18 protein-coding genes are annotated in these 22,445 nt (G+C 41.3%); 12 read left to right on the top strand and 6 right to left on the bottom strand.

The genetic code is table 11. The annotated features are described in order from the left end of the window. Positions 1–190 precede the first annotated feature (190 nt). From frdA to frdD, 4 genes are read left to right on the top strand one after another with little or no spacing between them, the layout of a single operon-like run. A complete protein-coding gene (frdA, locus tag PMAL9190_RS15985; protein WP_087846052.1) occupies positions 191–1,999 on the top strand; it encodes a fumarate reductase (quinol) flavoprotein subunit in 1,809 nt (602 codons plus the stop codon). After that, positions 1,999–2,739, top strand: a complete 741-nt coding sequence (locus PMAL9190_RS15980) for a succinate dehydrogenase/fumarate reductase iron-sulfur subunit (protein WP_060998677.1) — start codon at positions 1,999–2,001, stop codon at positions 2,737–2,739. The genes frdA and PMAL9190_RS15980 overlap by 1 nt, the downstream gene beginning before the upstream one ends. A 2-nt stretch (positions 2,740–2,741) precedes the next feature. After that, on the top strand, positions 2,742–3,125 hold the full coding sequence (gene frdC, locus PMAL9190_RS15975; protein WP_060998676.1) for a fumarate reductase subunit FrdC: 384 nt from the start codon (positions 2,742–2,744) through the stop codon (positions 3,123–3,125). A 10-nt stretch (positions 3,126–3,135) separates the two neighbouring features. Further along, the gene (frdD, locus tag PMAL9190_RS15970) at positions 3,136–3,498 is read left to right on the top strand and encodes a fumarate reductase subunit FrdD (protein ID WP_087846051.1); all 363 of its coding nucleotides are present in this window, start codon (positions 3,136–3,138) and stop codon (positions 3,496–3,498) included. Positions 3,499–3,639: 141 nt separating this feature from the next. Here frdD and efp read toward each other — a convergent pair whose 3' ends face one another. After that, positions 3,640–4,206, bottom strand: coding sequence for an elongation factor P (gene efp, locus PMAL9190_RS15965; RefSeq protein ID WP_045038111.1), 567 nt, complete (start codon positions 4,204–4,206; stop codon positions 3,640–3,642). 33 nt (positions 4,207–4,239) lie between these two features. On the opposite strand from efp, the gene epmB reads away from it, so the two are divergent. The 3 genes from epmB (at position 4,240) to PMAL9190_RS15950 (ending at position 7,486) form a co-directional block, all read left to right on the top strand. After that, positions 4,240–5,262 carry an EF-P beta-lysylation protein EpmB gene (gene epmB / locus PMAL9190_RS15960; RefSeq protein ID WP_087846050.1) on the top strand — a complete coding sequence of 341 codons (1,023 nt, stop codon included), beginning with the start codon at positions 4,240–4,242 and terminating at the stop codon, positions 5,260–5,262. Between the two features lie 447 nt (positions 5,263–5,709). Beyond that, positions 5,710–6,612, top strand: coding sequence for a 30S ribosomal protein S6--L-glutamate ligase (rimK, locus tag PMAL9190_RS15955; RefSeq protein ID WP_087846049.1), 903 nt, complete (start codon positions 5,710–5,712; stop codon positions 6,610–6,612). Between the two features lie 415 nt (positions 6,613–7,027). Further along, positions 7,028–7,486 carry a molecular chaperone GroEL gene (locus PMAL9190_RS15950; RefSeq protein ID WP_087846048.1) on the top strand — a complete coding sequence of 153 codons (459 nt, stop codon included), beginning with the start codon at positions 7,028–7,030 and terminating at the stop codon, positions 7,484–7,486. Between the two features lie 917 nt (positions 7,487–8,403). Here PMAL9190_RS15950 and groL read toward each other — a convergent pair. Further along, entirely contained in the window at positions 8,404–10,047 is a 1,644-nt protein-coding gene (gene groL, locus PMAL9190_RS15945) for a chaperonin GroEL (protein ID WP_087846047.1), read from the bottom strand. Positions 10,048–10,089: 42 nt separating this feature from the next. After that, positions 10,090–10,380: a co-chaperone GroES gene (locus tag PMAL9190_RS15940; protein ID WP_036788874.1), complete on the bottom strand. Its 291-nt coding sequence runs from the start codon at positions 10,378–10,380 to the stop codon at positions 10,090–10,092. A 207-nt stretch (positions 10,381–10,587) separates the two neighbouring features. Here PMAL9190_RS15940 and PMAL9190_RS15935 point away from each other — a divergent pair, with 207 nt between their 5' ends. Next, a complete protein-coding gene (locus PMAL9190_RS15935; RefSeq protein ID WP_087846046.1) occupies positions 10,588–11,952 on the top strand; it encodes an MATE family efflux transporter in 1,365 nt (454 codons plus the stop codon). Between the two features lie 72 nt (positions 11,953–12,024). On the opposite strand, the gene PMAL9190_RS15930 is transcribed toward PMAL9190_RS15935, so the two are convergent. Next, entirely contained in the window at positions 12,025–12,519 is a 495-nt protein-coding gene (locus PMAL9190_RS15930; RefSeq protein WP_087846045.1) for an FxsA family protein, read from the bottom strand. A 448-nt stretch (positions 12,520–12,967) separates the two neighbouring features. Here PMAL9190_RS15930 and aspA point away from each other — a divergent pair, with 448 nt between their 5' ends. The 4 genes from aspA to PMAL9190_RS15910 all read left to right on the top strand — a co-directional run bounded on the left by aspA (position 12,968) and on the right by PMAL9190_RS15910 (position 17,244). Continuing rightward, the gene (aspA, locus tag PMAL9190_RS15925) at positions 12,968–14,428 is read left to right on the top strand and encodes an aspartate ammonia-lyase (RefSeq protein WP_087821877.1); all 1,461 of its coding nucleotides are present in this window, start codon (positions 12,968–12,970) and stop codon (positions 14,426–14,428) included. Between the two features lie 113 nt (positions 14,429–14,541). Then, positions 14,542–15,849, top strand: coding sequence for an anaerobic C4-dicarboxylate transporter (locus PMAL9190_RS15920; RefSeq protein WP_087846044.1), 1,308 nt, complete (start codon positions 14,542–14,544; stop codon positions 15,847–15,849). 138 nt (positions 15,850–15,987) lie between these two features. Next, positions 15,988–16,491, top strand: a complete 504-nt coding sequence (locus PMAL9190_RS15915; RefSeq protein WP_087846043.1) for a thioredoxin fold domain-containing protein — start codon at positions 15,988–15,990, stop codon at positions 16,489–16,491. 123 nt (positions 16,492–16,614) lie between these two features. Continuing rightward, complete coding sequence (locus tag PMAL9190_RS15910; protein WP_087846042.1) at positions 16,615–17,244, top strand: response regulator; 630 nt, start codon at positions 16,615–16,617, stop codon at positions 17,242–17,244. 211 nt (positions 17,245–17,455) lie between these two features. On the opposite strand, the gene PMAL9190_RS15905 is transcribed toward PMAL9190_RS15910, so the two are convergent. Next, positions 17,456–20,908 carry a PAS domain-containing hybrid sensor histidine kinase/response regulator gene (locus PMAL9190_RS15905; RefSeq protein ID WP_087846041.1) on the bottom strand — a complete coding sequence of 1,151 codons (3,453 nt, stop codon included), beginning with the start codon at positions 20,906–20,908 and terminating at the stop codon, positions 17,456–17,458. 227 nt (positions 20,909–21,135) lie between these two features. Next, positions 21,136–22,308, bottom strand: coding sequence for a 3-phenylpropionate MFS transporter (locus PMAL9190_RS15900; protein ID WP_087846040.1), 1,173 nt, complete (start codon positions 22,306–22,308; stop codon positions 21,136–21,138). Between the last annotated feature and the right edge of the window lie 137 nt (positions 22,309–22,445).

Genomic DNA, 22,445 nt, shown 5'->3' with positions numbered 1-22,445 from the left:
ACATGACAACTTGTGACAATAATCACAATTTTTGTAATCAGATTACATTTTTTGATTATTTCGTTAAAAAGACGCGTCTACATCATATTTTATCTTAATGAGGTTTCATAAAATACGCGCAGGATTTCAAGGATAGATGCGCACGACGCATCTTTTCATTTTTTTACCGTCTTACTTTCGGAGGATAGCTGTGAAGACTATTACCACAGATATCGCTGTAATTGGCGCGGGTGGTGCAGGCCTACGTTCTGCCATCGCTGCTGCAGAAGCAAACCCAGAACTAGAAATTGCACTTATTTCAAAAGTCTACCCAATGCGTTCGCACACTGTTGCCGCAGAAGGTGGATCAGCTGCCGTAATCAAAGACGAAGATAGCTTTGATAATCACTTCAACGATACTGTTGGTGGTGGTGACTGGCTATGTGAACAAGATGTGGTTGAATATTTCGTTGAGAATTCAACCCGTGAAATGATCCAGATGGAACAATGGGGTTGCCCATGGAGCCGTAAAGAAAATGGCGAAGTAAACGTACGTCGTTTTGGTGGTATGAAAGTTGAACGCACATGGTTTGCGGCAGATAAAACTGGCTTCCATATGCTACACACCCTATTCCAGACATCTATCAAATACTCACAAATCAAACGTTACGATGAATACTTCGTGGTTGATCTTTTAGTTGAGAACGGCGAAGTACAAGGTCTGATTGCGATTCACATGGCTGAAGGTGAACTGATTTGTATTAAAGCCAAATCAGTGATTCTAGCAACAGGTGGCGCAGGTCGCGTTTACCACTGCAATACTAACGGCGGCATTGTGACTGGCGATGGTATGGCAATGGCGTTCCGCCATGGTATTCCACTACGTGACATGGAATTTGTTCAATACCACCCTACTGGTTTACCTGGTACTGGTATTTTGATGACCGAAGGTTGTCGTGGTGAAGGCGGTATTATCGTCAATAAAAACGGTTACCGTTACCTACAAGACTATGGCATGGGCCCTGAAACACCAGTAGGCGAGCCAAAAAATAAATACATGGAACTAGGTCCTCGTGACAAAGTTTCACAAGCGTTCTGGCATGAACAGCAAAAAGGCAACACAATTAAGCACCCACTAGGTGATGTGGTAATGCTTGATTTACGCCACCTTGGTGAAGAATATTTACATGAGCGTCTACCGTTCATCTGTGAGCTAGCAAAAGCATATGTAAACGTAGATCCCGCTAAAGAGCCGATTCCAATTCGCCCAACAGTACACTACACCATGGGTGGTATTGAAACTAATGGTCAATGTGAAACTCGCATTAAGGGTCTATTTGCTGTTGGTGAATGTGCTTCTGTTGGCCTGCACGGTGCAAACCGTTTAGGTTCAAACTCACTGGCTGAGTTTGTAGTATTTGGTCGTGTTGCAGGTGAACACGCCGTTAAACGTGCTGAAGCATTCCAAGGCTGGAATGATGCATCGATCAAGACTCAAATTGATGCAGTACAAGCGCGAATTGATGCCCTAATGGCACAAGAAGGCGACGAGAACTGGGCCCAAATCCGTACCGAAATGGGTCATACCATGGAAGCGGGTTGTGGTATCTATCGTCAACACGATTTAATGCAAGCGACAATTGATAAGCTTGCTGAACTAAAGCAACGTTTCAAACATATTAGTATTCAAGATAAAGGCAAAGTCTTTAACACTGATCTACTGTATGCGATTGAAGTTGGTTACGGTTTAGATGTTGCTGAAGCAATGGCGCACTCTGCAATTTTACGCACAGAATCTCGTGGTGCACACCAACGCCTAGATGATAACTGTACTGAACGTGATGATGTTAACTTCCTTAAGCACAGTTTAGCATTCTACAACGACGGTGCTGCACCACGCATCGATTACAGCGATGTAACTATTACTAAATCACAGCCAAAAGCACGTTTATACGGTGCTGCAGCTGAAGAAGCCGCTGCCGCGGAAGCTGCTGAAGTAAAACAAGAGGAAAAGGCATAATGTCAGACAATCGCATTCAAAAAGTTGAAATTCTGCGTTATGACCCAGCGACAGATGCGGAACCGTATTTACAAACATTTGAAGTACCATTCAATGAAACCATGTCAGTGCTTGATGCATTAGGTTACATCAAAGATCACCTTGATAAGCACCTAAGCTACCGCTGGTCTTGCCGTATGGCAATCTGTGGTTCATGCGGCATGATGGTCAATGGTGTGCCTAAGTTAGCTTGTAAGAGCTTCCTTCGTGATTACCCAAATGGCGTTAAAATTGAGCCACTAGCTAACTTTGCGATTGAAAAAGACTTAATTGTCGATATGACGCCGTTCATTGAGCGTCTTGAAGCAATCAAGCCATACATTATCGGTAACGATCGTAAGCCAGAAGATGGTACTAACCTACAAACACCAGAGCAAATGGCAAAATACAAGCAATTTGCTGGCTGTATTAACTGTGGTCTTTGCTACGCAGCGTGTCCGCAATTCGGTTTAAACCCTGAATTTATCGGTCCTGCGGCACTAACACTGGCACACCGTTACAACCTTGATAGCCGTGATCATGGTCAACATGAGCGTATGGCATTAATCAACAGTGAAAATGGTGCATGGGGCTGTACATTTGTGGGTTACTGCTCAGAAGTCTGTCCAAAGAGCGTTGATCCAGCCGCAGCTGTAAACCAAGGCAAAGTGGAATCATCTAAAGATTTCGTTATTGCAATGTTGAAGCCTCAGGAGGCATAAGGATGAGCAACCGTAAACCTTACGTTCGTGAAATGACGCGTACATGGTGGAAAGACAGTTCTTTCTATCGTTTTTACATGCTGCGTGAAGCTACTGTATTACCGCTAATTTTCTTTACTATCTGCTTAACTTTTGGCTTAGGCTGTTTAGTAAAAGGCCCTGAAGCATGGCAAGGTTGGTTAGACTTTATGGCTAATCCAATTGTTATTATTCTAAATATTATTGCGTTAGCGGGTAGTTTATTCCATGCGCAAACTTTCTTTAGCATGATGCCGCAAGTGGTGCCAATTCGCATCAAGGGCAAGAAATTAGATAAGAAGATTATCGTTCTTGCACAGTGGGCTGTTGTTGCTGTTATCACTGCCATTGTTTTAGCGCTAGTTTAAGGAGCTGCTCGTGATTAATTTACATCCAAAACGTTCCGATGAGCCAGTATGGTGGAGTTTATTTGGTGCCGGTGGTACATGGTTTGCAATGATCTCTCCGGTTACTATTTTAGTTCTAGGTATTATGGTACCACTCGGTATTATTAGCCCAGACGCCGTTAGCTATGAGCGTGTAGCAGATTTTGCGACGAGCTTTATTGGTGCCTTATTTGTGATTGCAACGTTATCACTCCCAATGTGGCATGGTATGCACCGTCTACACCATGGTATGCATGATCTTAAGTTCCACACCGGTGTTGCAGGTAAAATTGCCTGCTATGCTGCGGCGTTCTTAGTAACTGCACTATCGATTATCTTTGTGTTCATGATTTAATTTTCATGTAATCGCAATCTAAACAAGCACTGCTCTTCGCGGTGCTTTTTTTATGGCTGTAATTTAATCAGCGATCAGTCTCGATAAATTTTAACCAACAAAAAAGGCCGCCTAAGCGACCTTTTTAAAGCTTATATGATATTACTTCACACGGCTTACGTATTCACCTGAACGAGTATCAACTTTGATAACTTCGCCAATTGCGATGAATAAAGGAACACGCACTACAGCACCTGTAGTTAGTGTTGCAGGCTTACCACCAGTACCTTGTGTGTCGCCCTTAAGACCAGGATCAGTCTCTGTTACTTCAAGCTCAACAAAGTTTTGAGGCGTAACAACGATAGGGTTACCGTTCCAAAGCGTTAGCGTACACGCATCGTTTTCTACTAACCATTTAGCATTATCACCAACAGCTTTAACGTCTGCTGCGATTTGCTCAAAGGTTTCATTGTTCATGAAATGGTAAAATTCACCGTCGTTGTATAGGTAATCAAGTTCAGTATCGATTACATCCGCAGCTTCAACTGATTCACCTGATTTAAACGTTTTTTCAAGAACTTTACCTGAAATAAGTTTACGGATACGAACACGGTTGAACGCTTGACCTTTACCAGGTTTAACAAATTCGTTTTCGATAATGACACATGGTTCATTATCAAGCATAATTTTCATTCCGCTGCGGAATTCATTGGTGCTGAAAGACGCCATTCTAATCCTCTTAACATCTTCGAGTTGTATTTAATGTCGCATATCATACCCCGAAACGTGCCATCTGTTGAGCAAAACTGGCTGAATGATCTAGCTAATGCGATATCTGATCCGTTAAAGCTGCTTAATATGCTTAAAATTGATCCAACACCTTGGCAAAAAGGCCTCACCGCTAAAAAACTATTTGCGCTTCGCGTTCCTGTAAGTTTTGTCGAAAGAATGGAAGTTGGCAACCCATACGATCCATTGTTGCGCCAAGTCCTGCCACTAGAGCAAGAATTCGAGGTTCACCAAGGCTATTCAACCGATCCTCTTGATGAACAAGATAACCCTATTCCTGGGCTGTTACACAAGTACCACAACCGCGTATTAATGATCGTTAAAGGCGGCTGTGCGGTCAATTGCCGTTACTGTTTTCGGCGTCATTTCCCTTACCAAGATAACAAAGGCAATAAAGTGGTATGGCAACAGGGTCTTGATTACATTGCGACCCAACCACAGATTAGCGAAGTTATTTTATCCGGTGGTGATCCTTTAATGGCCAAAGATCACGAGCTGGTATGGCTACTGGAACATATTGCTGCGATCCCTCACATTAAACGATTACGAATCCATAGCCGCTTACCGGTTGTGATTCCAAATCGTATTACACCAACGCTATGTGAATTATTTGCCAATAGTCGCTTACAAATTATCATGGTGACCCATATTAACCATGCTAATGAAATCAATGCAGCATTAACCACTGCGATGACTCAACTCAAGCTAGCTAAGGTCACATTATTAAACCAAAGCGTGCTCCTTAAAGGAGTTAATGACTCCGTCACAGCGCTTACAGAGCTCAGTGAGGCACTCTTTGATGCAGGGATCTTGCCTTATTACTTACACGTACTTGATCACGTTCAAGGGGCGGCACATTTCTTTGTTGATGATCAACAAGCGCGCACATTAATGGCTGGCGTCATTAGTAATGTTTCAGGCTACCTTGTGCCAACATTAGCCCGTGAAATAGGTGGTAGAAGTAGCAAAACACCGCTCGATCTGCACCTTGAATAACGTTTATAGCTTTATTTTAACGATCGCATTCCCAGTTGCTACACCACACAACCATACTGACTCGTTATCACGAGCCAGTAAGGCTTTGTTATAAAAACAGAAAAACCTCACGTACAGCTTTTCAACAAAAAAACACCTAAAACATACACTAACTTTTAAGCCTATCATGGGCCAATCAATTATTGCAATTAAGTCATTGTTTTAAAATGAATGTACAGCTCGTACAGCTTTTACTGTTATATAACTAAAGAGCTAATGGAACATAATGTTACTTTTAATTTATAGCAGTATTGTTGTTACTCACCATTAAAAAAAATCATCGTGGCAGATCTCGATTTTTCTAGCGTTTACGTGCATAGTCGCGCCTCATACAGCAGTCCTTTTTCGTATCGGCGTTCGCCAAACGTCACTACTGCTGCCAACTCGATCCCTAACATGAGTACCGTAATGAAAATTGGCATTTTGTCACAGGACGCAAACTTATATTCAACCCGTCGCCTGCTTGAGGCTTGTCATCAACGTGGTCATGAAGCGGTTATTATCAATGCCCTTCGCTGTTACATGAATATAAACTCAGTACAACCTTCTATTCATTTTGAAGGTACTGATCTTATTGGCTTTGATGCCATCATTCCACGTATAGGATCAGACATTACTTTCTATGGTTGTGCCGTATTACGCCAATTTGAAATGATGAATGTTTTCTCTGTGAATCAATCTATAGCGATCTCACGCTCTCGCGATAAGCTACGCTCATTACAGTTACTGAGCCGCGAAGGGGTTGGTATGCCAATAACAGGTTTTGCCAGTAAACCTGATGATGTATTAGATCTAATTAAAATGGTCGGCGGCGCACCATTGGTAATAAAGCTGTTAGAAGGCACGCAAGGTATTGGCGTTGTACTTGCAGAAACTCAAAAAGCGGCAGAAAGTGTTATCGAAGCATTTATGGGGCTTAAAGCTCATATCATGGTGCAAGAATATATAGAGGAAGCTGGCGGAGCAGATATTCGTTGTTTTGTAATTGGTGATAAAGTTATCGCCTCAATGAAACGCCAAGCTGCAGAAGGGGAATTCCGCTCTAACTTACACCGCGGTGGTAGTGCTTCATTAATTCGTATTACACCAGAAGAACGTAAAACAGCGATTGCAGCAGCCAAAGCAATGGGACTCAGTGTTGCAGGTGTTGATTTATTACGCTCTAAACGCGGACCACTGATCATGGAAGTAAACTCCTCTCCCGGTCTAGAAGGTATAGAAGCAGCAACAGGCAAGGATATCGCAGGCATGATCATTGATTATATTGAAAAAAATGTAGGCAAAAGCCATCGCCATCTAAAAAACCAATAAACGAGTATGATGCTATTATTAACAAGCAGCCACAGAAGGCTGCTTTTTTATTACCAGTCAATATTGTTCATCTTTTTATAGTAAAAACAGCAAAAAGGTGCGCAAAACAAGCACACTATCAACACCACCAAACACTGAATATAACTAATTGATATTTAAAGATAAATAATTGTGCAGCTTTTTGAGCTTTTTTCATGACGAACTAAAGCTTTGGGTTTGCAGTGCTATAAATACTAATAGTTCGCAATTTTATTCAAAAATATGCCTACCCTTCTTCAAAAGAGGAGGTTATTGATAATAAATGTGAGCTTTAAAACACTCAGCCATTAAGACATCGATTAATACTACCGACGAGCAGCAAATTACGCTAACGTATAAACATTATAATGCTGACAAAACTTAACAAGGATTAGCAATGACTGATTTTAGCTATGCCGTTGAAATGATAGAAGACGATAAACCATTTAGTATGGGTCAGGTAAATACTAACGAGATCCCTAGTGAAGCATTGACAACCTACACCCAGTTAATTTCACAATTACTGCAACAACCAGAGCAAGGTAAGCGTTATGCTGGATTTGGTTTTGAAGGCGCAGAAAAATTAGCATTCAGTGCATTACAAATTACTGAGCATGATCAAATTGGCGCAGGCATGGTGTATAACCCAGATGATAATGGCGATAACTTTGTCTTGATTGGCCGAGTATTCTTTAGCATCAAAGAAAGTAAAGTCTCATTTAATATGGAGCCAAATGCTGATGATGTACTCGTGCAAGGTGAGGTTGATTTACGTGGCTATATTCAATCGTTTGTAATTTGCTTTATGGCTGCATGGGTAGAACTCAACCAACAACACCTGCCAAAGAATAACTAACAACACACTAATTCAAAGCCCTTAATGTCATCATCGCATCAGGGCTTCATTTCCCTCACCACCAGTACAGCTAATGGTAAAAATTAAAGCTTTTTGGTGTACAAATTCACCCACCAAAAACACCCTTCACAAAAACAACCTAAACCACTGATAAATAATAACATTTCACTTGTGCAGCTTTTTTAGCTTTTTACCTTGTAAGCTAAAGTTCACAATACACTTTTTACCCCCTCGTAAAGCGACTCTTTATTTAATCTATACTGATTGGTTTTTACTGATTATCTATGCGCCTATCAAATCAATTCTTCAATCTCGTTATGAAGCAATAATTTAATACTCTAGGGTTTATTGTTAATGATCTTAAGAGCTCACTATCAATACAAAATAGCTGTACTAACAACTAAAAGCATAAAAACAATAATTTGCATATTTTTAATAATAAGCATTAATTAACGCTTATTGTATTTTTCCTATTAAATTAATAAAAACACTCAAAAAATTGTTTGCCATCAAAATATAGATTTAGATGCTATTACATCAATAATTTGTTCTTTGCTGATTTTTCATAATAATGGCTGCTATTACGATTACTTAACCATTCATTCCACAGAGAAATTCACAACACAATCGCGTTCAGCTTTTTATTACATGTTCACAAAAAACGTGTACAAATTACCAGTCATGTTCCGGTTACCAATAAATGTAGATAAGTTGTTGTTTTAATTTAGCTTTATTTACGTACAGCTTTTCAAGGAATATTCCATGTGAACTGTGTTCATTGTTCGAGATAATAGTTTATGTTGCAACCGACATAGCGCAATTATCTTGAGGTAATAAAAAAGTCGAGCATAGCTCGACTTTTTATAACGATAAGTTTTATAACATAGAGAGCTTAATCTCTAGAGTTATAAATGGGCTTACATCATACCGCCCATGCCACCCATACCGCCCATGCCACCCATATCAGGCATTGCAGGTGTATCAGATGCTTTATCTGTGATCATCGCTTCTGTTGTGATCATAAGACCTGCTACAGAGGCTGCAAACTGAAGTGCAGAACGGGTTACTTTGGTTGGATCAAGAATACCCATCTCAATCATATCGCCATATTCGCCAGTCGCTGCGTTGTAACCGTAGTTAGCTTCACCTGCACGAACGTTATTAGCAACAACAGATTCTTCATCACCTGCGTTCTTAACGATTTGACGTAGTGGTGCTTCCATTGCACGAAGTGCTACACGAATACCTACATTTTGCTCTTCGTTATCACCAATAAGGTTAACAACTTTAGATGCAGCGCGAATCAGTGCGACGCCACCACCTGCAACCACACCTTCTTCAACCGCTGCACGAGTTGCATGTAATGCATCTTCTACGCGATCTTTCTTCTCTTTCATTTCAACTTCAGTTGCCGCACCAACTTTGATAACAGCTACGCCGCCAGCAAGTTTAGCAACACGCTCTTGAAGTTTTTCTTTATCGTAGTCAGAGGTTGCATCTTCGATTTGTTGACGAATTTGAGCAACACGACCTTGGATCATCGTTTCTTCACCAGCACCATCAATGATAGTGGTGGTTTCTTTAGTGATAGTTACACGCTTAGCTTGACCAAGATCTTCTAGTTGAACTTTCTCAAGCTCTAGACCAATCTCTTCAGAAATAACAGTACCCGCTGTTAGTACTGCGATATCTTGTAGCATTGCTTTACGACGATCACCAAAGCCAGGTGCTTTAACAGCTGCAACTTTAACGATACCACGCATGTTGTTCACAACTAGAGTTGCTAGTGCTTCACCTTCAACATCTTCAGCAACAATAAGTAGTGGACGAGATGCTTTTGCTACGCCCTCTAGTGCAGGAAGAAGTTCACGGATATTTGAAACTTTCTTATCAACCAATAGGATAAATGGACTTTCTAGATCCACAGAGCCCGCTTCTTGGTTGTTAATGAAATATGGTGATAGGTAACCACGATCAAACTGCATACCTTCAACAACGTCTAATTCGTCTTGAAGTGCTTGACCTTCTTCAACCGTAATAACACCATCACGGCCTACTTTTTCCATTGCTTCTGCAATAAGGTTACCCACAGTTGTGTCAGAGTTTGCAGAGATAGTACCAACCTGTGCGATAGCTTTTGTATCAGCACAAGGAACAGAAAGTGCTTTTAGCTCTTCTACTGCAGCAACAACAGCTTTGTCGATACCGCGCTTAAGATCCATTGGGTTCATGCCTGCAGCAACCGCTTTTAGGCCTTCAGAGATAATAGCTTGAGCAAGTACAGTTGCTGTTGTTGTACCGTCACCCGCAGCATCATTCGCTTGTGAAGCGACTTCTTTAACCATTTGTGCGCCCATGTTTTGGAACTTATCTTCAAGTTCAATTTCACGTGCTACAGAAACACCATCTTTAGTGATAGTTGGTGCACCAAATGATTTATCTAGTACAACATTACGGCCTTTAGGACCTAATGTTACTTTTACCGCATCAGCTAGAATATTTACGCCTTCTAGCATTTTAATTCGTGCGTCGTTACCAAACTTAACGTCTTTAGCAGCCATCTTAGGATTTCCTTTCTTAATTCTTAATTTAATGTGATCGGATTATTCAACGATTGCCATAATGTCATTTTCAGACATGATAAGAACTTCTTTACCGTCAATTTTTTCAGTTTTAGTGCCGTAGCCTTCAGCAAAAATAACTACGTCGCCTACTTGTACATCAAGTGGTTGTACGGTGCCATTTTCTAGAATGCGACCTTTACCTACAGCAAGGATTTTACCGCGAGTAGATTTTTCAGCAGCTGAACCAGTTAACACGATGCCACCGGCAGACTTAGATTCAACTTCTTGGCGTTCAACGATAACTCGGTCGTGTAAAGGACGAATGTTCATTGGTCGTCTCTCCTGATAATTAAGGTAATGTCCATGATTTTAAGCCGACAAGCTTGTGCTTGTATGACTTTCTATATCACTAAGATGTTGGGTCTAATTTCTAAATCCCAAGGTTTAAGCGGCTTTTTTTTGTTATTTATTTGAGAAATTTTGCCCGATCACACACTTTGCATTAGGGTATGCAGGCATCCTTTTTTTGAGACCACTATGGCAACACTACTCAAGTCAGATAAACATCGATTATTATCGGCCCCGATACCAGATGCCTTACGTCGTTTAACCGTACCAATGGTGTTTGGGATGATCGCAATTTTAATGTTTAATTTAGTCGATACTTTCTTTATTTCACGCTTGGGCACAAATGCACTGGCTGCGGTCAGCTTTACCTTTCCGGTTACCTTTGGCTTAAACTGTATCACTATGGGTATGAACGTCGGTATATCAACCAGTATCGGACGCATGCTTGGTCAAGGTGATAACCACAGTGCAGCCCGTATTACCACCCATGGCTTACTGCTGAGCCTATTATTGATGATCATTGGCGCCAGCATTGGATTACTGACGATTACACCTTTATTTACCTTAATGGGTGCATCTGAGGAATTATTGCCGATCATCGAACAATATATGACGGTATGGTATGTGGCTATTCCATTACTGGTGATCCCAATGGCTGGCAACAGTGCGATTCGTGCTACCGGAGATGCTAAAAGCCCCGCTAAGATCATGGTCATCGCTGGTGTTATCAACGGCCTGTTAGATCCTTTATTGATTTTTGGTTATGGTCCAGTTCCAACTCTAGGCGTTCAAGGTGCAGCCATTGCCAGTGGCATTAGTTGGGTATTTGCACTCACCGCTTCTTTATATTTGCTAAATAAAAAAGAAAAGTTACTAATATTACCGCAATGGAAATTACTAAAAAAAGATTGGCAACAAATTTTACAGATTGGCGTTCCGGCGGGTTTGTCGACGGCACTCAACCCACTATCAGGGGCATTATTAATGGCCATGCTTGCCAGCCAAAGTACCGCCTCAGTGGCTGCTTACGGAGCAGCAATGCGGGTCGAGTCATTATTAGTGATTGTAATGATGGCGCTTGGATCGGCATTAATGCCATTTATGGCACAAAATTTAGGCGCTCAAAAACCACAGCGGGCGTTTAGCGCACTTTTTACTGCTATGCATTTTGCTATTGGTTTTCAGTTGTTGGTTTTTATTGCGATGGTGCCATTAAGCATGCCATTAGCAGCATTATTTTCCAAAGATAGTGTCGTTCAAAATCAATTATGGCATTACTTATTAGTGGTACCAGCCAGCTATGGGCTACAAGCAATTTGTATGCTGTTAATTAGCGCCCTTAATGCATTGCACAAAACCATCAATGCATTGTGCTGGAATCTACTACGGCTATTTGTGTTATTACTACCCGCAGCATGGATCGGCAGTTATATTCATGGCACTGAAGGACTATTTATTGGCATTGCAGTTGCCAATATTATTAGTGGTATTGGGGCCTATTATTACGCGCGAAAACTACGTAAAGAGCTGCTATTTACACTCGATAGAATATGAATAGCATGAATAAAAAAAAGCAGCCATCGCTGCTTTTTTTTTCATCATCGATAGATAGGCTAAATGTTACAATTACGGTAATCGATGATTAGAATTGTTATTTTTATGCTCATCTTTACGCTCATATTCACCATCAAACACATCACCATTGGCGCCATGTTCTGAGTGACGATGCTGTGAAAAACCACCACCGAAATGACTAAAATTACTTTTTAACGTCACTTTTTGCATTAATAATTGTGCTACTTTAGCTCGCGATGATGGTAATAATAATACCAATCCTAATGCATCTGTCATAAATCCTGGCGTTAACAACAATACTCCAGCAACGGCAAGTAGCATTCCTTCAACAATTTCTTGAGTTGGCATTTCGCCTTGTTGAAGCTTGTTTTGCACCGAGATCAAGGTTGCAATACCTTGACTTCTCACTAATGATGCACCAATAACTGCAGTTAATAATACAATTGCAATCGTTGGCCACAAACCTAATAAGCCACCCACCTGAATGAATAAGCCAATTTCAACTATCGGCACCACAATAAACAATAACATTAACAGTGGAAACACAAACAACCCCTTTAATTAAATAGTTTCATGCTGATGCACAGTAGTGAACATTACCTGATTATAACGTCAATTACTCAGTACAAATTTCATTATTACTCTGAAAAGTGTTAACAAATAAGACAAGAGTGCAATTTGAATTTGATCCCAAAACCATTATTAGCACCACTACATTTCATTCACATTCTGTCATTTTTATTCATTTTACATGCAAAATAACGTGCTACTGTTAACAGAAAATGTGAAAGAGATCGCGTTTCCGTGCAAAGATTAACAAGCTCTCGTAAAAAGTGATCTGGGTTATGTTTTTAGCTGTTGAGGGGAGTATTATCGGCTGCAATTAAGGTGTCAGGTACGATCATCTAGCCACAACTTTGCGACAATGGATTATCGCTATAACTGTTGGCTTACTTATTGATTCTAATTATAAAGATTTGCAAAGGGCTATATTATGTCTCAGATGATTGATCTTGAAAAAAATAATGCAACACTGAATGTTGCAACACGTATCGAAGAAGATCTACTTGGTGAACGCCATGTACCTGCGGATGCTTATTGGGGCATTCACACTCTACGTGCAATTGAAAACTTCAATATTTCAAATACAACAATTTCTGATGTTCCTGAATTTGTACGTGGTATGGTCTTTACCAAAAAAGCAGCAGCAATGGCTAACAAAGAGCTTGGTGCTATTCCTTCTGACATCGGTAATTACATTGTTCAAGCATGTGATCTTATTCTTGAAAGCGGCCGTTGCATGGATCAATTCCCATCTGACGTTTTCCAAGGTGGCGCTGGCACATCTGTTAACATGAACACTAACGAAGTTATTGCTAACCTTGCACTTGAAATTATGGGTGAAGAAAAAGGTCGCTACGACATCGTTAACCCAAATGACCATGTAAACAAATCACAATCAACTAACTGTGCTTACCCAACTGGTTTCCGTGTAGCGGTATACAACAGCATTATTAGCATGCTGGAAGCATTGGATTACTTAAAAACAGCATTTGATGTTAAAGCAACTGAATTTGCAAACATTCTTAAAATGGGTCGTACTCAGCTTCAAGACGCAGTACCGATGACTGTTGGTCAAGAATTCCATGCCTATGGCGTATTGTTAAAAGAAGAAATTAAAAATCTTCAATACACAGCACAACTGCTACTTGAAGTTAACCTCGGCGCTACTGCGATCGGTACTGGTCTGAACGCTGCAACAGGTTACCAACAGTTATCTGTTCAACGTCTTGCTGAAATCACAGGTTTACCTGTTGTTGCAGCAGAAGATTTAATCGAAGCGACATCAGATTGTGGTGCTTACGTAATGGTTCACGGTGCGCTAAAACGTACTGCTGTTAAGTTATCTAAGATTTGTAATGACTTACGTTTACTTTCTTCAGGTCCACGTACGGGTCTAAACGAAATTAACCTACCTGAAATGCAAGCAGGCTCTTCTATCATGCCTGCGAAAGTAAACCCAGTTATCCCTGAAGTGGTTAACCAAGTTTGCTTTAAAGTCATTGGTAACGACACCACCATCACTTTTGCTGCAGAAGCGGGTCAATTACAGCTCAACGTAATGGAGCCAGTGATTGGCCAAGCGATTTTTGAATCAATCAGCCTACTTAAAAATGCATGTATTAACCTACGTGAAAAATGCATCGAAGGTATTACGGTTAACAAAGAAGTGTGTGAAAGCTACGTCTTTAATTCAATTGGTATTGTGACTTATCTAAACCCATTCATTGGCCACCATGAAGGTGACATTGTTGGTAAGATTTGTGCAGAAACCGGTAAGAGTGTCCGTGAAGTGGTACTTGAGCGTGGATTACTGACTGAAGAGCAATTAGATGATATCTTCTCCATCGAAAACTTAATGCATCCTCAATATAAAGCTAAGCGTTATAACTAAAAACGTTAGCGTCTGAGAATACCAGCGGATTGTCATTTGATTATCCGCTTTTTTTTTGTGAACAAATCCTATTTTTTATTTTTATCATTAAACTTTTAGACAGGAAAAATTCTATGACTGGAATTGAACTCTTGGTCGTTCTGGGCTTTATTTATTTAGGCTCACGGATTGGCGGTATTGGTATCGGCTTTGCCGGTGGTGCGGGTGTATTAGTATTATCACTGATCTTTGGTGTTCCCACCAGTGAATCTCTGATCCCTATTGATGTTATTTTAATTATTATGTCAGTGATCACAGCCATTGCCGCGATGCAAGTTGCCGGTGGTATGGATTGGCTGGTAGAGCTTGCAGAAAACTTCCTTCGTAAACACCCTAAGCGTATTACCTTTTATGCGCCTATCGTCACTTATTTAATGACAGTATTAGCAGGTACAGGACATACTGCGTTTTCAACCTTACCCGTTATTGCTGAAGTGGCTAAAGGTCAAGGCATTCGCCCTTCTCGCCCACTTTCCATTGCCGTTATTGCATCACAAATCGCTATAACTGCCTCACCTATTTCAGCGGCTGTAGTGTTCTTCTCTGGTATTCTTGAACCGGTTGGAGTTAGCTACATTACGCTGCTTGCTATTTGTATTCCAACTACATTTATTGCCTGTATGGTTGGTGCTTTTGTGGCTAACTTTATGGGTTGTGAACTTAAAGATGATCCAGTTTACCAAGATCGTTTAGCCAAAGGTTTAGTCAATATTGAACAAACAGGTAAGCGCGATATTAAACCAACAGCGCGTAAAGCAACTTACATTTTCGTTACTGCGATTGTACTGGTTGTTTGTTATGCCGCTGCGATTTCTCATTCTATTGGCTTAATTACTGATCCAACACTAGGTCGTAACGAAGCAATCATTGCTGTGATGCTTACCTCTGCAGCAGTAACGGTATGGATCACTAAGATTGATGCTGCTGAAATTCCATCTGCACCAACGTTCCGCTCAGGTATGACGGCTTGTATTTGTGTCCTTGGTGTGGCTTGGTTAGGGGCGACTTTCGTTAACGCTCACGTTGATGGCATTAAAGAAATTGCAGGTTCATTATTAAGTGGCCACCCTTGGATGCTAGCACTGATTTTATTCTTTGCTTCTATGCTACTTTACTCTCAAGGCGCAACGACGACAGCATTAATGCCAGCAGCATTAGCTATTGGTGTTGCACCGCTAACCATGGTGGCTTCTTTTGCTGCTGTTAGTGCGCTGTTCGTATTACCAACCTACCCAACACTATTAGCTGCGGTAGAAATGGATGACACTGGTTCAACGCGAATTGGTAACTGGGTCTTTAACCATCCATTCTTTATTCCTGGTGTAGTTACCATTACTACTTCAGTCGCATTAGGCTTCTTATTCGGTAGCTTTATTCTATAATTTACACTTCCCCCTAAGTGTTCAAAAGCTGCTTTCGAGCAGCTTTTTTTTGGTTGTGATAAATCATTGCTAAGCTAAATATAATCTTATTTCTAAATCTGCTCTTAGCAAACTTAACGACAGCAAGGATAGCAAGTCATGATCACCATAAACAAAAAAGCATCATTTATAAGCATATTAGTAACGCTTACAATGATAGTAAGTGTTTACTTTTTGCTTGCTAAAAAAACGCCAACAGCGCTTAAATTTACCCCTGTTAATTCAATTTCAGAATTACAACATGCCCTTAGTATTGCAGCGAAACAGCAACGCCCAGTGATACTTGATGTTTATGCTGCTTGGTGTACTCCCTGTGTGGCCCTCTCGCAACAAACCTTTCCAGCGGGTAACGTTATTCTCCAACTTAATAACTTTACCCGCTTAAAAGCCGATGTAACGGCCAACTCTGCTGCTGATATTGCATTAATGCAATATCTTAACGTTATCGGTTTTCCAAGCTTATTATTTTGGGATCCTCAAGGTCACCCTTTGCCACAAGCAAGGATAAGTGGTTTTATCAATGCCGATAATTTTAGTGACCATCTACAGCAACCAATGTTCTCTATTGCACCACGGTCAATCTCACAAACTAACACCAAATAACATATACAATTACATAACCACAATCACAACCGCGATCAAGATCCAATCTCTGCAGTGACTAAATTGCACCTTCGTTAGTGAAATGTTAACGTCAAAAAATCAATCACGACAATAGGCATCACCATGGACGTTCACTACACCATTGTTATCGCCGATGATCATCCGCTGTTTCGCAATGCTCTGTTTCAATCGATTCATATGGCTATCAGCGGCGCAAATCTCCTTGAAGCAGATTCGCAAGATTCATTATTTGCTTTGCTTGATAAAAGTGGTGATATCGATTTATTACTCCTTGATCTCAAAATGCCCGGCTCCAATGGTATGTCAGGGCTGATTCAATTGCGGCAGCAGTATCCAGAGTTAGCCATTGTCGTCATTTCAGCCAGCGAAGAAGACGCTGTAGTTCAACAAGTTTATAGCCATGGCGCATTTGGATTCATTCCCAAATCCAGTGATATGCATGTTTTATTAAGCGCATTAAAACAAATCCTAAATGGTGAACCTTATTTTCCTAGCACCATCAATCACAATCCACATCATCAACAATTAGCCACCAAAATCGCAGCATTAACACCGCAACAATATAAAGTGTTAACCATGTTGACCGAAGGCTTACTCAATAAACAAATCGCTTATGAACTCAATGTTTCTGAAGCAACAATCAAAGCACATATGACCGCTATTTTTCGAAAATTAGAAGTTAAAAACCGCACTCAAGCAGTAATATTATTACAGCAGTTAGAAATTAATTAATCCGCAACACTCCCTTAGACCTTAGCCTACCTCTTGCCTACGCCATCGCTAATATAACTCGATGTAGATCTCAAAAACGCCTCATTAATAGGCGTTTTTGCGTTACTGCGCTCGACGATTCGCTACCCACAAGGGGCAGAAGAAGCACACCAGCATTAAACTAAAATGAGCATAGTAACCACCAATGACGCTCAATCAGAGCGTCATAATATTACTTTATTGTGGTTAAACAGTGGTTTAATATGGCGCGCAATTTTAGTGGTTTAACTGGCTTTGCTAAAAAACTAAACCCATGTTGGCGCATCAGTTGCTGATGCTCAGTTAACCGATCAGCACTGATCACCACCCCTTTAAAATGCGCCCCTAATTGGCTTCGACACCACAATAAAATATCCAACCCGGTTTGTTGTTTAGCAAGATGATAGTCACTTAATATCGCATCTGGTTGCCAGCCATCCGCCAATTGTTGTAAGGCTTGCGGTTTATTCTCTGCAATCCGCACCTCACAATGCCATTGTTTTAACAAAGTCGTCATTGCAACTAAAATATGCGCTTCATTATCAATACAAAGCACTTTTAATCCCGCTAATGAAACTCCATTCGTGTTTGGTGATGGCGAGGTTTTTAACGCCAACATCGAAGGCGAACAACGTCCAACCGCTAATGAAAATACGGTGCCATGTTGAGGCCATGATCGCAATCCTAACGGATGATCTAACACCCGTGAGATCCCACGTGCGATTGCCAACCCTAAGCCCAATCCATGATCGGCGCCGGTTTGATCCATACGGGTAAATTCATCAAAAATATCCGCTTGTTTCTCAACAGGAATGCCTGGCCCGTTATCCCAAACTTCAATTAACAGTCGATCACCACGGCGTCGTACCCCCAATAACACCCGTCCTTTAGGGTTATAGCGAAAAGCATTGGTTAAAAAGTTCTGCAATGCCCGTCGCAATAACTTACTATCAGAAAGGATCACTGCATCACTCATGACCACTTTAAAATCAATTTGCTGCTGTCGTGCCAATACTCCAAACTCAGCCTGTAAAACACTCAATACATCACTTACTCGTAACGGCACAATATGCGCTGCCAACTTTCCGGCCTCTAAACGTGATACATCAAGTAAATCACCAATCAGATCCTCGGCGGCACTTAATGCACTGGTGATATGAGATGCTAAACGCGCACTTTGCTGGCCCTCACTGACTTCTACTAATGATGATGAGAATAACCTTGCAGCATTAAGCGGTTGCATTAAATCATGGCTCACAGCTGCTAAAAATCGGCTTTTAGAACGCGCTTGTGATTCAGCTTGTTGCGTTGCGACGACCAATTGCTGATTAAGTTGCTCTAACTGCTGAGTCCGTTTTTTAACTCGCGCTTCTAAGTTTTCATTGGACTCTTTTAAAGCCGCTTCAGCTTGGCGAAAAACGGTAATATTACTAAAACTCATCACAAACCCACCGCCGGGCATGGGGTTACCTTGAACCTCAATCACCTGACCATCAGCACGTACTCGTGATGAAGTGTGAGGAGTTCCTTGCTGTAGATGTTGTATCCGTTTAGCCACATGCTGCTCAGGATCGCCCTCGCCGCACAATCCTTGCTGAGCGTTATAACGAATAACTTCAGCAATAGGGCGTCCAACTTGAATTAATCCTGCTGGAAAGGTAAATAATTCTAAATAACGTTGATTCCACGCCACCAGCCGCAATTGTTTATCAACCACAGCAATCCCCTGGCTAATATGTTCAATCGCTCCTTGTAATAAACCGCGACTAAAATCAAACATCTCTGACGCTTCATCGACAATCGTCGCAACATCTTCTAATTGCATGTGTCGTCCTTGCAATGCGGAAGTGAGTACTAACCTTGCTGAAGAGCTACCAAATACCCCCGCTAATACGCGTTCAGTATGTAAAATCATCGCCGGAGATGCTTGCTGATGTGGCATTAACTGACATTGTTGCTGAACCGAAAACTGTAAAAATGCTTGCCGCACTCGCTGTTGACCAACAAATTTTGCAGCTAACATTTCTAATTCAACGACTGTTACCCGGGTTTGATATAGCTGCTCATTTTCTGCTGTAATTAAAGGAATGCCAACAAAAGTGGCGGCTTGCATACGTTCGGTCAATGAAGAGCGGGTTGCAAGTGACACGCCGATATATAAGCTTAAGTTAACCAATAAACTTAGTAACATTCCCCAGTCAGCGCGATTTAATTGTGCTAAAAATGTGTATTGTGGTGGGGTTAATATTTCAACGATCACCTTGCTTATTACACTGCCAGTTAAAATATCAGCTTGGTTAAACATCACCAATAACCACACCGTGATGCCACCAAACAAGCCGCAATAAACACCTTTTTTATTACCGCTGTGCCAATAGAGCCCACCTAATAAAGCAGGAGCAAATTGCGCGATAGCGGCAAAAGATAACAGCCCTATTCTAGATAGCGATTCAACATTAGTGACAACAATATAAACTCCCCAAGCTGCGACCAACAACCCGCCAATTAACACTCGACGAATTGTCAGTAACAGCCCAGAGAAGGCATCAAAATGTCTATTAGTCACTTTTAAACGTCGCAGCAATAATGGCAATACCACATCGTTAGAAATCATACTGGCCAGTGCCACTGTTGACACAATAACCATTGCCATTGCTGCCGATGTGCCACCAATAAAAGCCAAGAGTGCTAATGGAGCAATACCTTGTTGTAATGGTAAATTAATCACATAACTTTCAGCAGGAAATCCCTCGAGCCATTGCTGTCCCGCAACAGCTAACGGCACCACTAGGCAGGCCATAAACAATAAATATAACGGAAATATCCATCGCGCTCGATGTAAGTCACTGGGGTGATTATTCTCAACCACAATAGTATGAAATTGACGTGGCAAACATAAAATAGCGGCCATTGTCAGGAGCAGGTGGATACTAAAGCTACCGCCATTGAACGGCTTAGATGCAAGTGCTTGCAAACCTGAAGCTGCCTGCTGTGGCTGTTCTTTTAGTAACATTAACGCAAAAACACCGATCACTAAAAAAGCCACCAGCTTAACCACTGATTCAAAAGCAATCGCCATCATCATACCGCGGTGATGCTCGGTTGAATCAATATGACGCGTACCACAAAAGATCGTAAAAATGGCTAATCCACATGCAATCATCAAGGCAATATTGACTGAGCTAAGCCCAAACTGATGCTGTAATTCAGGGGCAATGTATTCCACCCCAATGGTTATTCCGCGAAGTTGCAATGCAATATAAGGCAGCACACCAACAACTGCGATTAAAGTGACACACACCGCCAAGCCTGATGATTTACCATAACGAACAGCAATAAAATCGGCGATTGAAGTAATGTGTTCACGTTTGGCAATCACGATTAATCGTGCCCATATTCGCCACCCAAAAGTAAACATAATTATCGGGGCTAAATAGATTGGTAAAAACGACCAAATATTAGCACTGGCCTGGCCGACAGTGCCGTAAAATGTCCACGAACTACAATAAACGGCAATTGATAAGCTATAAATCCATGACCTTTTTGACGCTAACCATTGTGGTTTTTTATCGCCATACCATGCAATCGCCACTAAAACTCCGATATAAACCACTAATGCAGTGATTACTAGCCAGCCCTGTGTCATCAACCATCCTTGTGATAAAGCCCTACCTCACTGTAACGGAGTTATTCACTTTGGCTCAATCGATACTGATCACAAATATCAGGGTAATGTTAATGTTGTCGTTATTAATAGTGCTGTTATTGATACAGTTACTCTACTTGCATAACGATCAAAAAAAGCGCCACCATCAATCGATGACTCGACAATGGAAGCGCTTCTCATGATTACGATTGTGGTTTATTTCAGCCTCAATTTACCTGTGGTGTTAATGACTGAGGTTGCTTATGTGGTAAGGGGAGTCGAATAAAGAAAACCGGAATCGCCATTGCAGCCATCACCCAAAATACATTTGCGCTCCAATCTCCGTAAATCCAACCACTAATAGAGGTCAAAATTGCCATCACCGCCCCTAATGGAATCGCATTATATAACGACTGCAATGCAACCATGTGGTTTGAAGGTGAACGCTCAATGTAACGAATAGCAGCTAAATGGGCCGCAGCAAAAGTCACACTGTGCAATGACTGTACCGCAAACATTGCCCACTGATCGGTAATAGTGGCAGTTAACCCCCAGCGTACCAATACTCCAACGGCTGCTAATCGGAACATATTGTTAATCGACCAATTGGCAAATAAGCGCTTACTTATAAGGAACATCCCTACTTCTGCAGCAACACTGAAACTCCATAGATAACCAATCACTGATTCATCAAAGCCAATTTTTTGCCAATAAATCGAACTGAAACCATAATAAGCCGCATGACTGCCCTGCAACAACGCAGTAATCAACATCAATTTAACCACTGAGCTATCACGCAAAATATGCATTAACGCAGGACGGGTCTGCTGATGACTATTAACATCAACAGGCATAACAACAGGGTTACGCGCCGCCATTATTTGTGCAAAGCCTAAGCCCGCTAACGCAACCCATGGAATAATATCTGCCCCGTAACGCTGGGCACATAAACCCACCACGGTAGAACCTGCAATAAAAGCAATCGAACCCCATAAACGAGTACGACCATAATCTAAGTGGCCTTCTTTGGCATAATGATTCGTTATCGCATCTGAAATCGGTACTATCGGCCCAGCAGATAGGTTAAATAACACTGTGACTGCGGCTAGCGCCCAGAGATTACCACCACAGACAATATAAATAATACATGCCACCAGCCCCAGTAAGGTAAAACCACGCAGTGCAGGAATGAGATGTTCAACTTTATGGATTCGAGGCGTGATCACCAAATTGGCAATACAACGCACTGCGAAACCTAACCCTAATAATAAGCCGATATCAGAGTCATCAACCCCTATATGTTTAAACCAAATCGCCCAAAAGGGTAAATACACCCCGTAAGAAAAGAAAAATCCCAATAGATATTGGGATGTCCAGCCGTAAGGCTTACTTTTAAACATAATCGATCTCAAAAATGTGGTAGATGAAAAACTAAGCTATTATGCCGTAAATCAACCACCCAATCGTAATGAATAGGTCATTTTTACTCGTAAAGAATCTACCTTTGCAATCTAATTGCGACCATTGTCACACTTCT

The sequence above is a fragment of the Photobacterium malacitanum genome (assembly GCF_900185615.1).
Classification (GTDB): domain Bacteria; phylum Pseudomonadota; class Gammaproteobacteria; order Enterobacterales; family Vibrionaceae; genus Photobacterium; species Photobacterium malacitanum.
This window is presented reverse-complemented; position numbering and strand designations above follow the sequence as displayed.

What these genes read in the sequence shown, in the direction of transcription:
- PMAL9190_RS15980 (WP_060998677.1), top strand. Translation starts at nt 1,999, where the DNA reads ATGTCAGACAATCGCATTCAAAAAGTTGAAATTCTGCGTTATGACCCA.
- frdC (WP_060998676.1), top strand. Translation starts at nt 2,742, where the DNA reads ATGAGCAACCGTAAACCTTACGTTCGTGAAATGACGCGTACATGGTGG.
- efp (WP_045038111.1), bottom strand. Translation starts at nt 4,206, where the DNA reads ATGGCGTCTTTCAGCACCAATGAATTCCGCAGCGGAATGAAAATTATG.
- epmB (WP_087846050.1), top strand. Translation starts at nt 4,240, where the DNA reads ATGTCGCATATCATACCCCGAAACGTGCCATCTGTTGAGCAAAACTGG.
- rimK (WP_087846049.1), top strand. Translation starts at nt 5,710, where the DNA reads ATGAAAATTGGCATTTTGTCACAGGACGCAAACTTATATTCAACCCGT.
- PMAL9190_RS15950 (WP_087846048.1), top strand. Translation starts at nt 7,028, where the DNA reads ATGACTGATTTTAGCTATGCCGTTGAAATGATAGAAGACGATAAACCA.
- groL (WP_087846047.1), bottom strand. Translation starts at nt 10,047, where the DNA reads ATGGCTGCTAAAGACGTTAAGTTTGGTAACGACGCACGAATTAAAATG.
- PMAL9190_RS15940 (WP_036788874.1), bottom strand. Translation starts at nt 10,380, where the DNA reads ATGAACATTCGTCCTTTACACGACCGAGTTATCGTTGAACGCCAAGAA.
- PMAL9190_RS15935 (WP_087846046.1), top strand. Translation starts at nt 10,588, where the DNA reads ATGGCAACACTACTCAAGTCAGATAAACATCGATTATTATCGGCCCCG.
- aspA (WP_087821877.1), top strand. Translation starts at nt 12,968, where the DNA reads ATGTCTCAGATGATTGATCTTGAAAAAAATAATGCAACACTGAATGTT.
- PMAL9190_RS15920 (WP_087846044.1), top strand. Translation starts at nt 14,542, where the DNA reads ATGACTGGAATTGAACTCTTGGTCGTTCTGGGCTTTATTTATTTAGGC.
- PMAL9190_RS15915 (WP_087846043.1), top strand. Translation starts at nt 15,988, where the DNA reads ATGATCACCATAAACAAAAAAGCATCATTTATAAGCATATTAGTAACG.
- PMAL9190_RS15910 (WP_087846042.1), top strand. Translation starts at nt 16,615, where the DNA reads ATGGACGTTCACTACACCATTGTTATCGCCGATGATCATCCGCTGTTT.
- PMAL9190_RS15905 (WP_087846041.1), bottom strand. Translation starts at nt 20,908, where the DNA reads ATGACACAGGGCTGGCTAGTAATCACTGCATTAGTGGTTTATATCGGA.
- PMAL9190_RS15900 (WP_087846040.1), bottom strand. Translation starts at nt 22,308, where the DNA reads ATGTTTAAAAGTAAGCCTTACGGCTGGACATCCCAATATCTATTGGGA.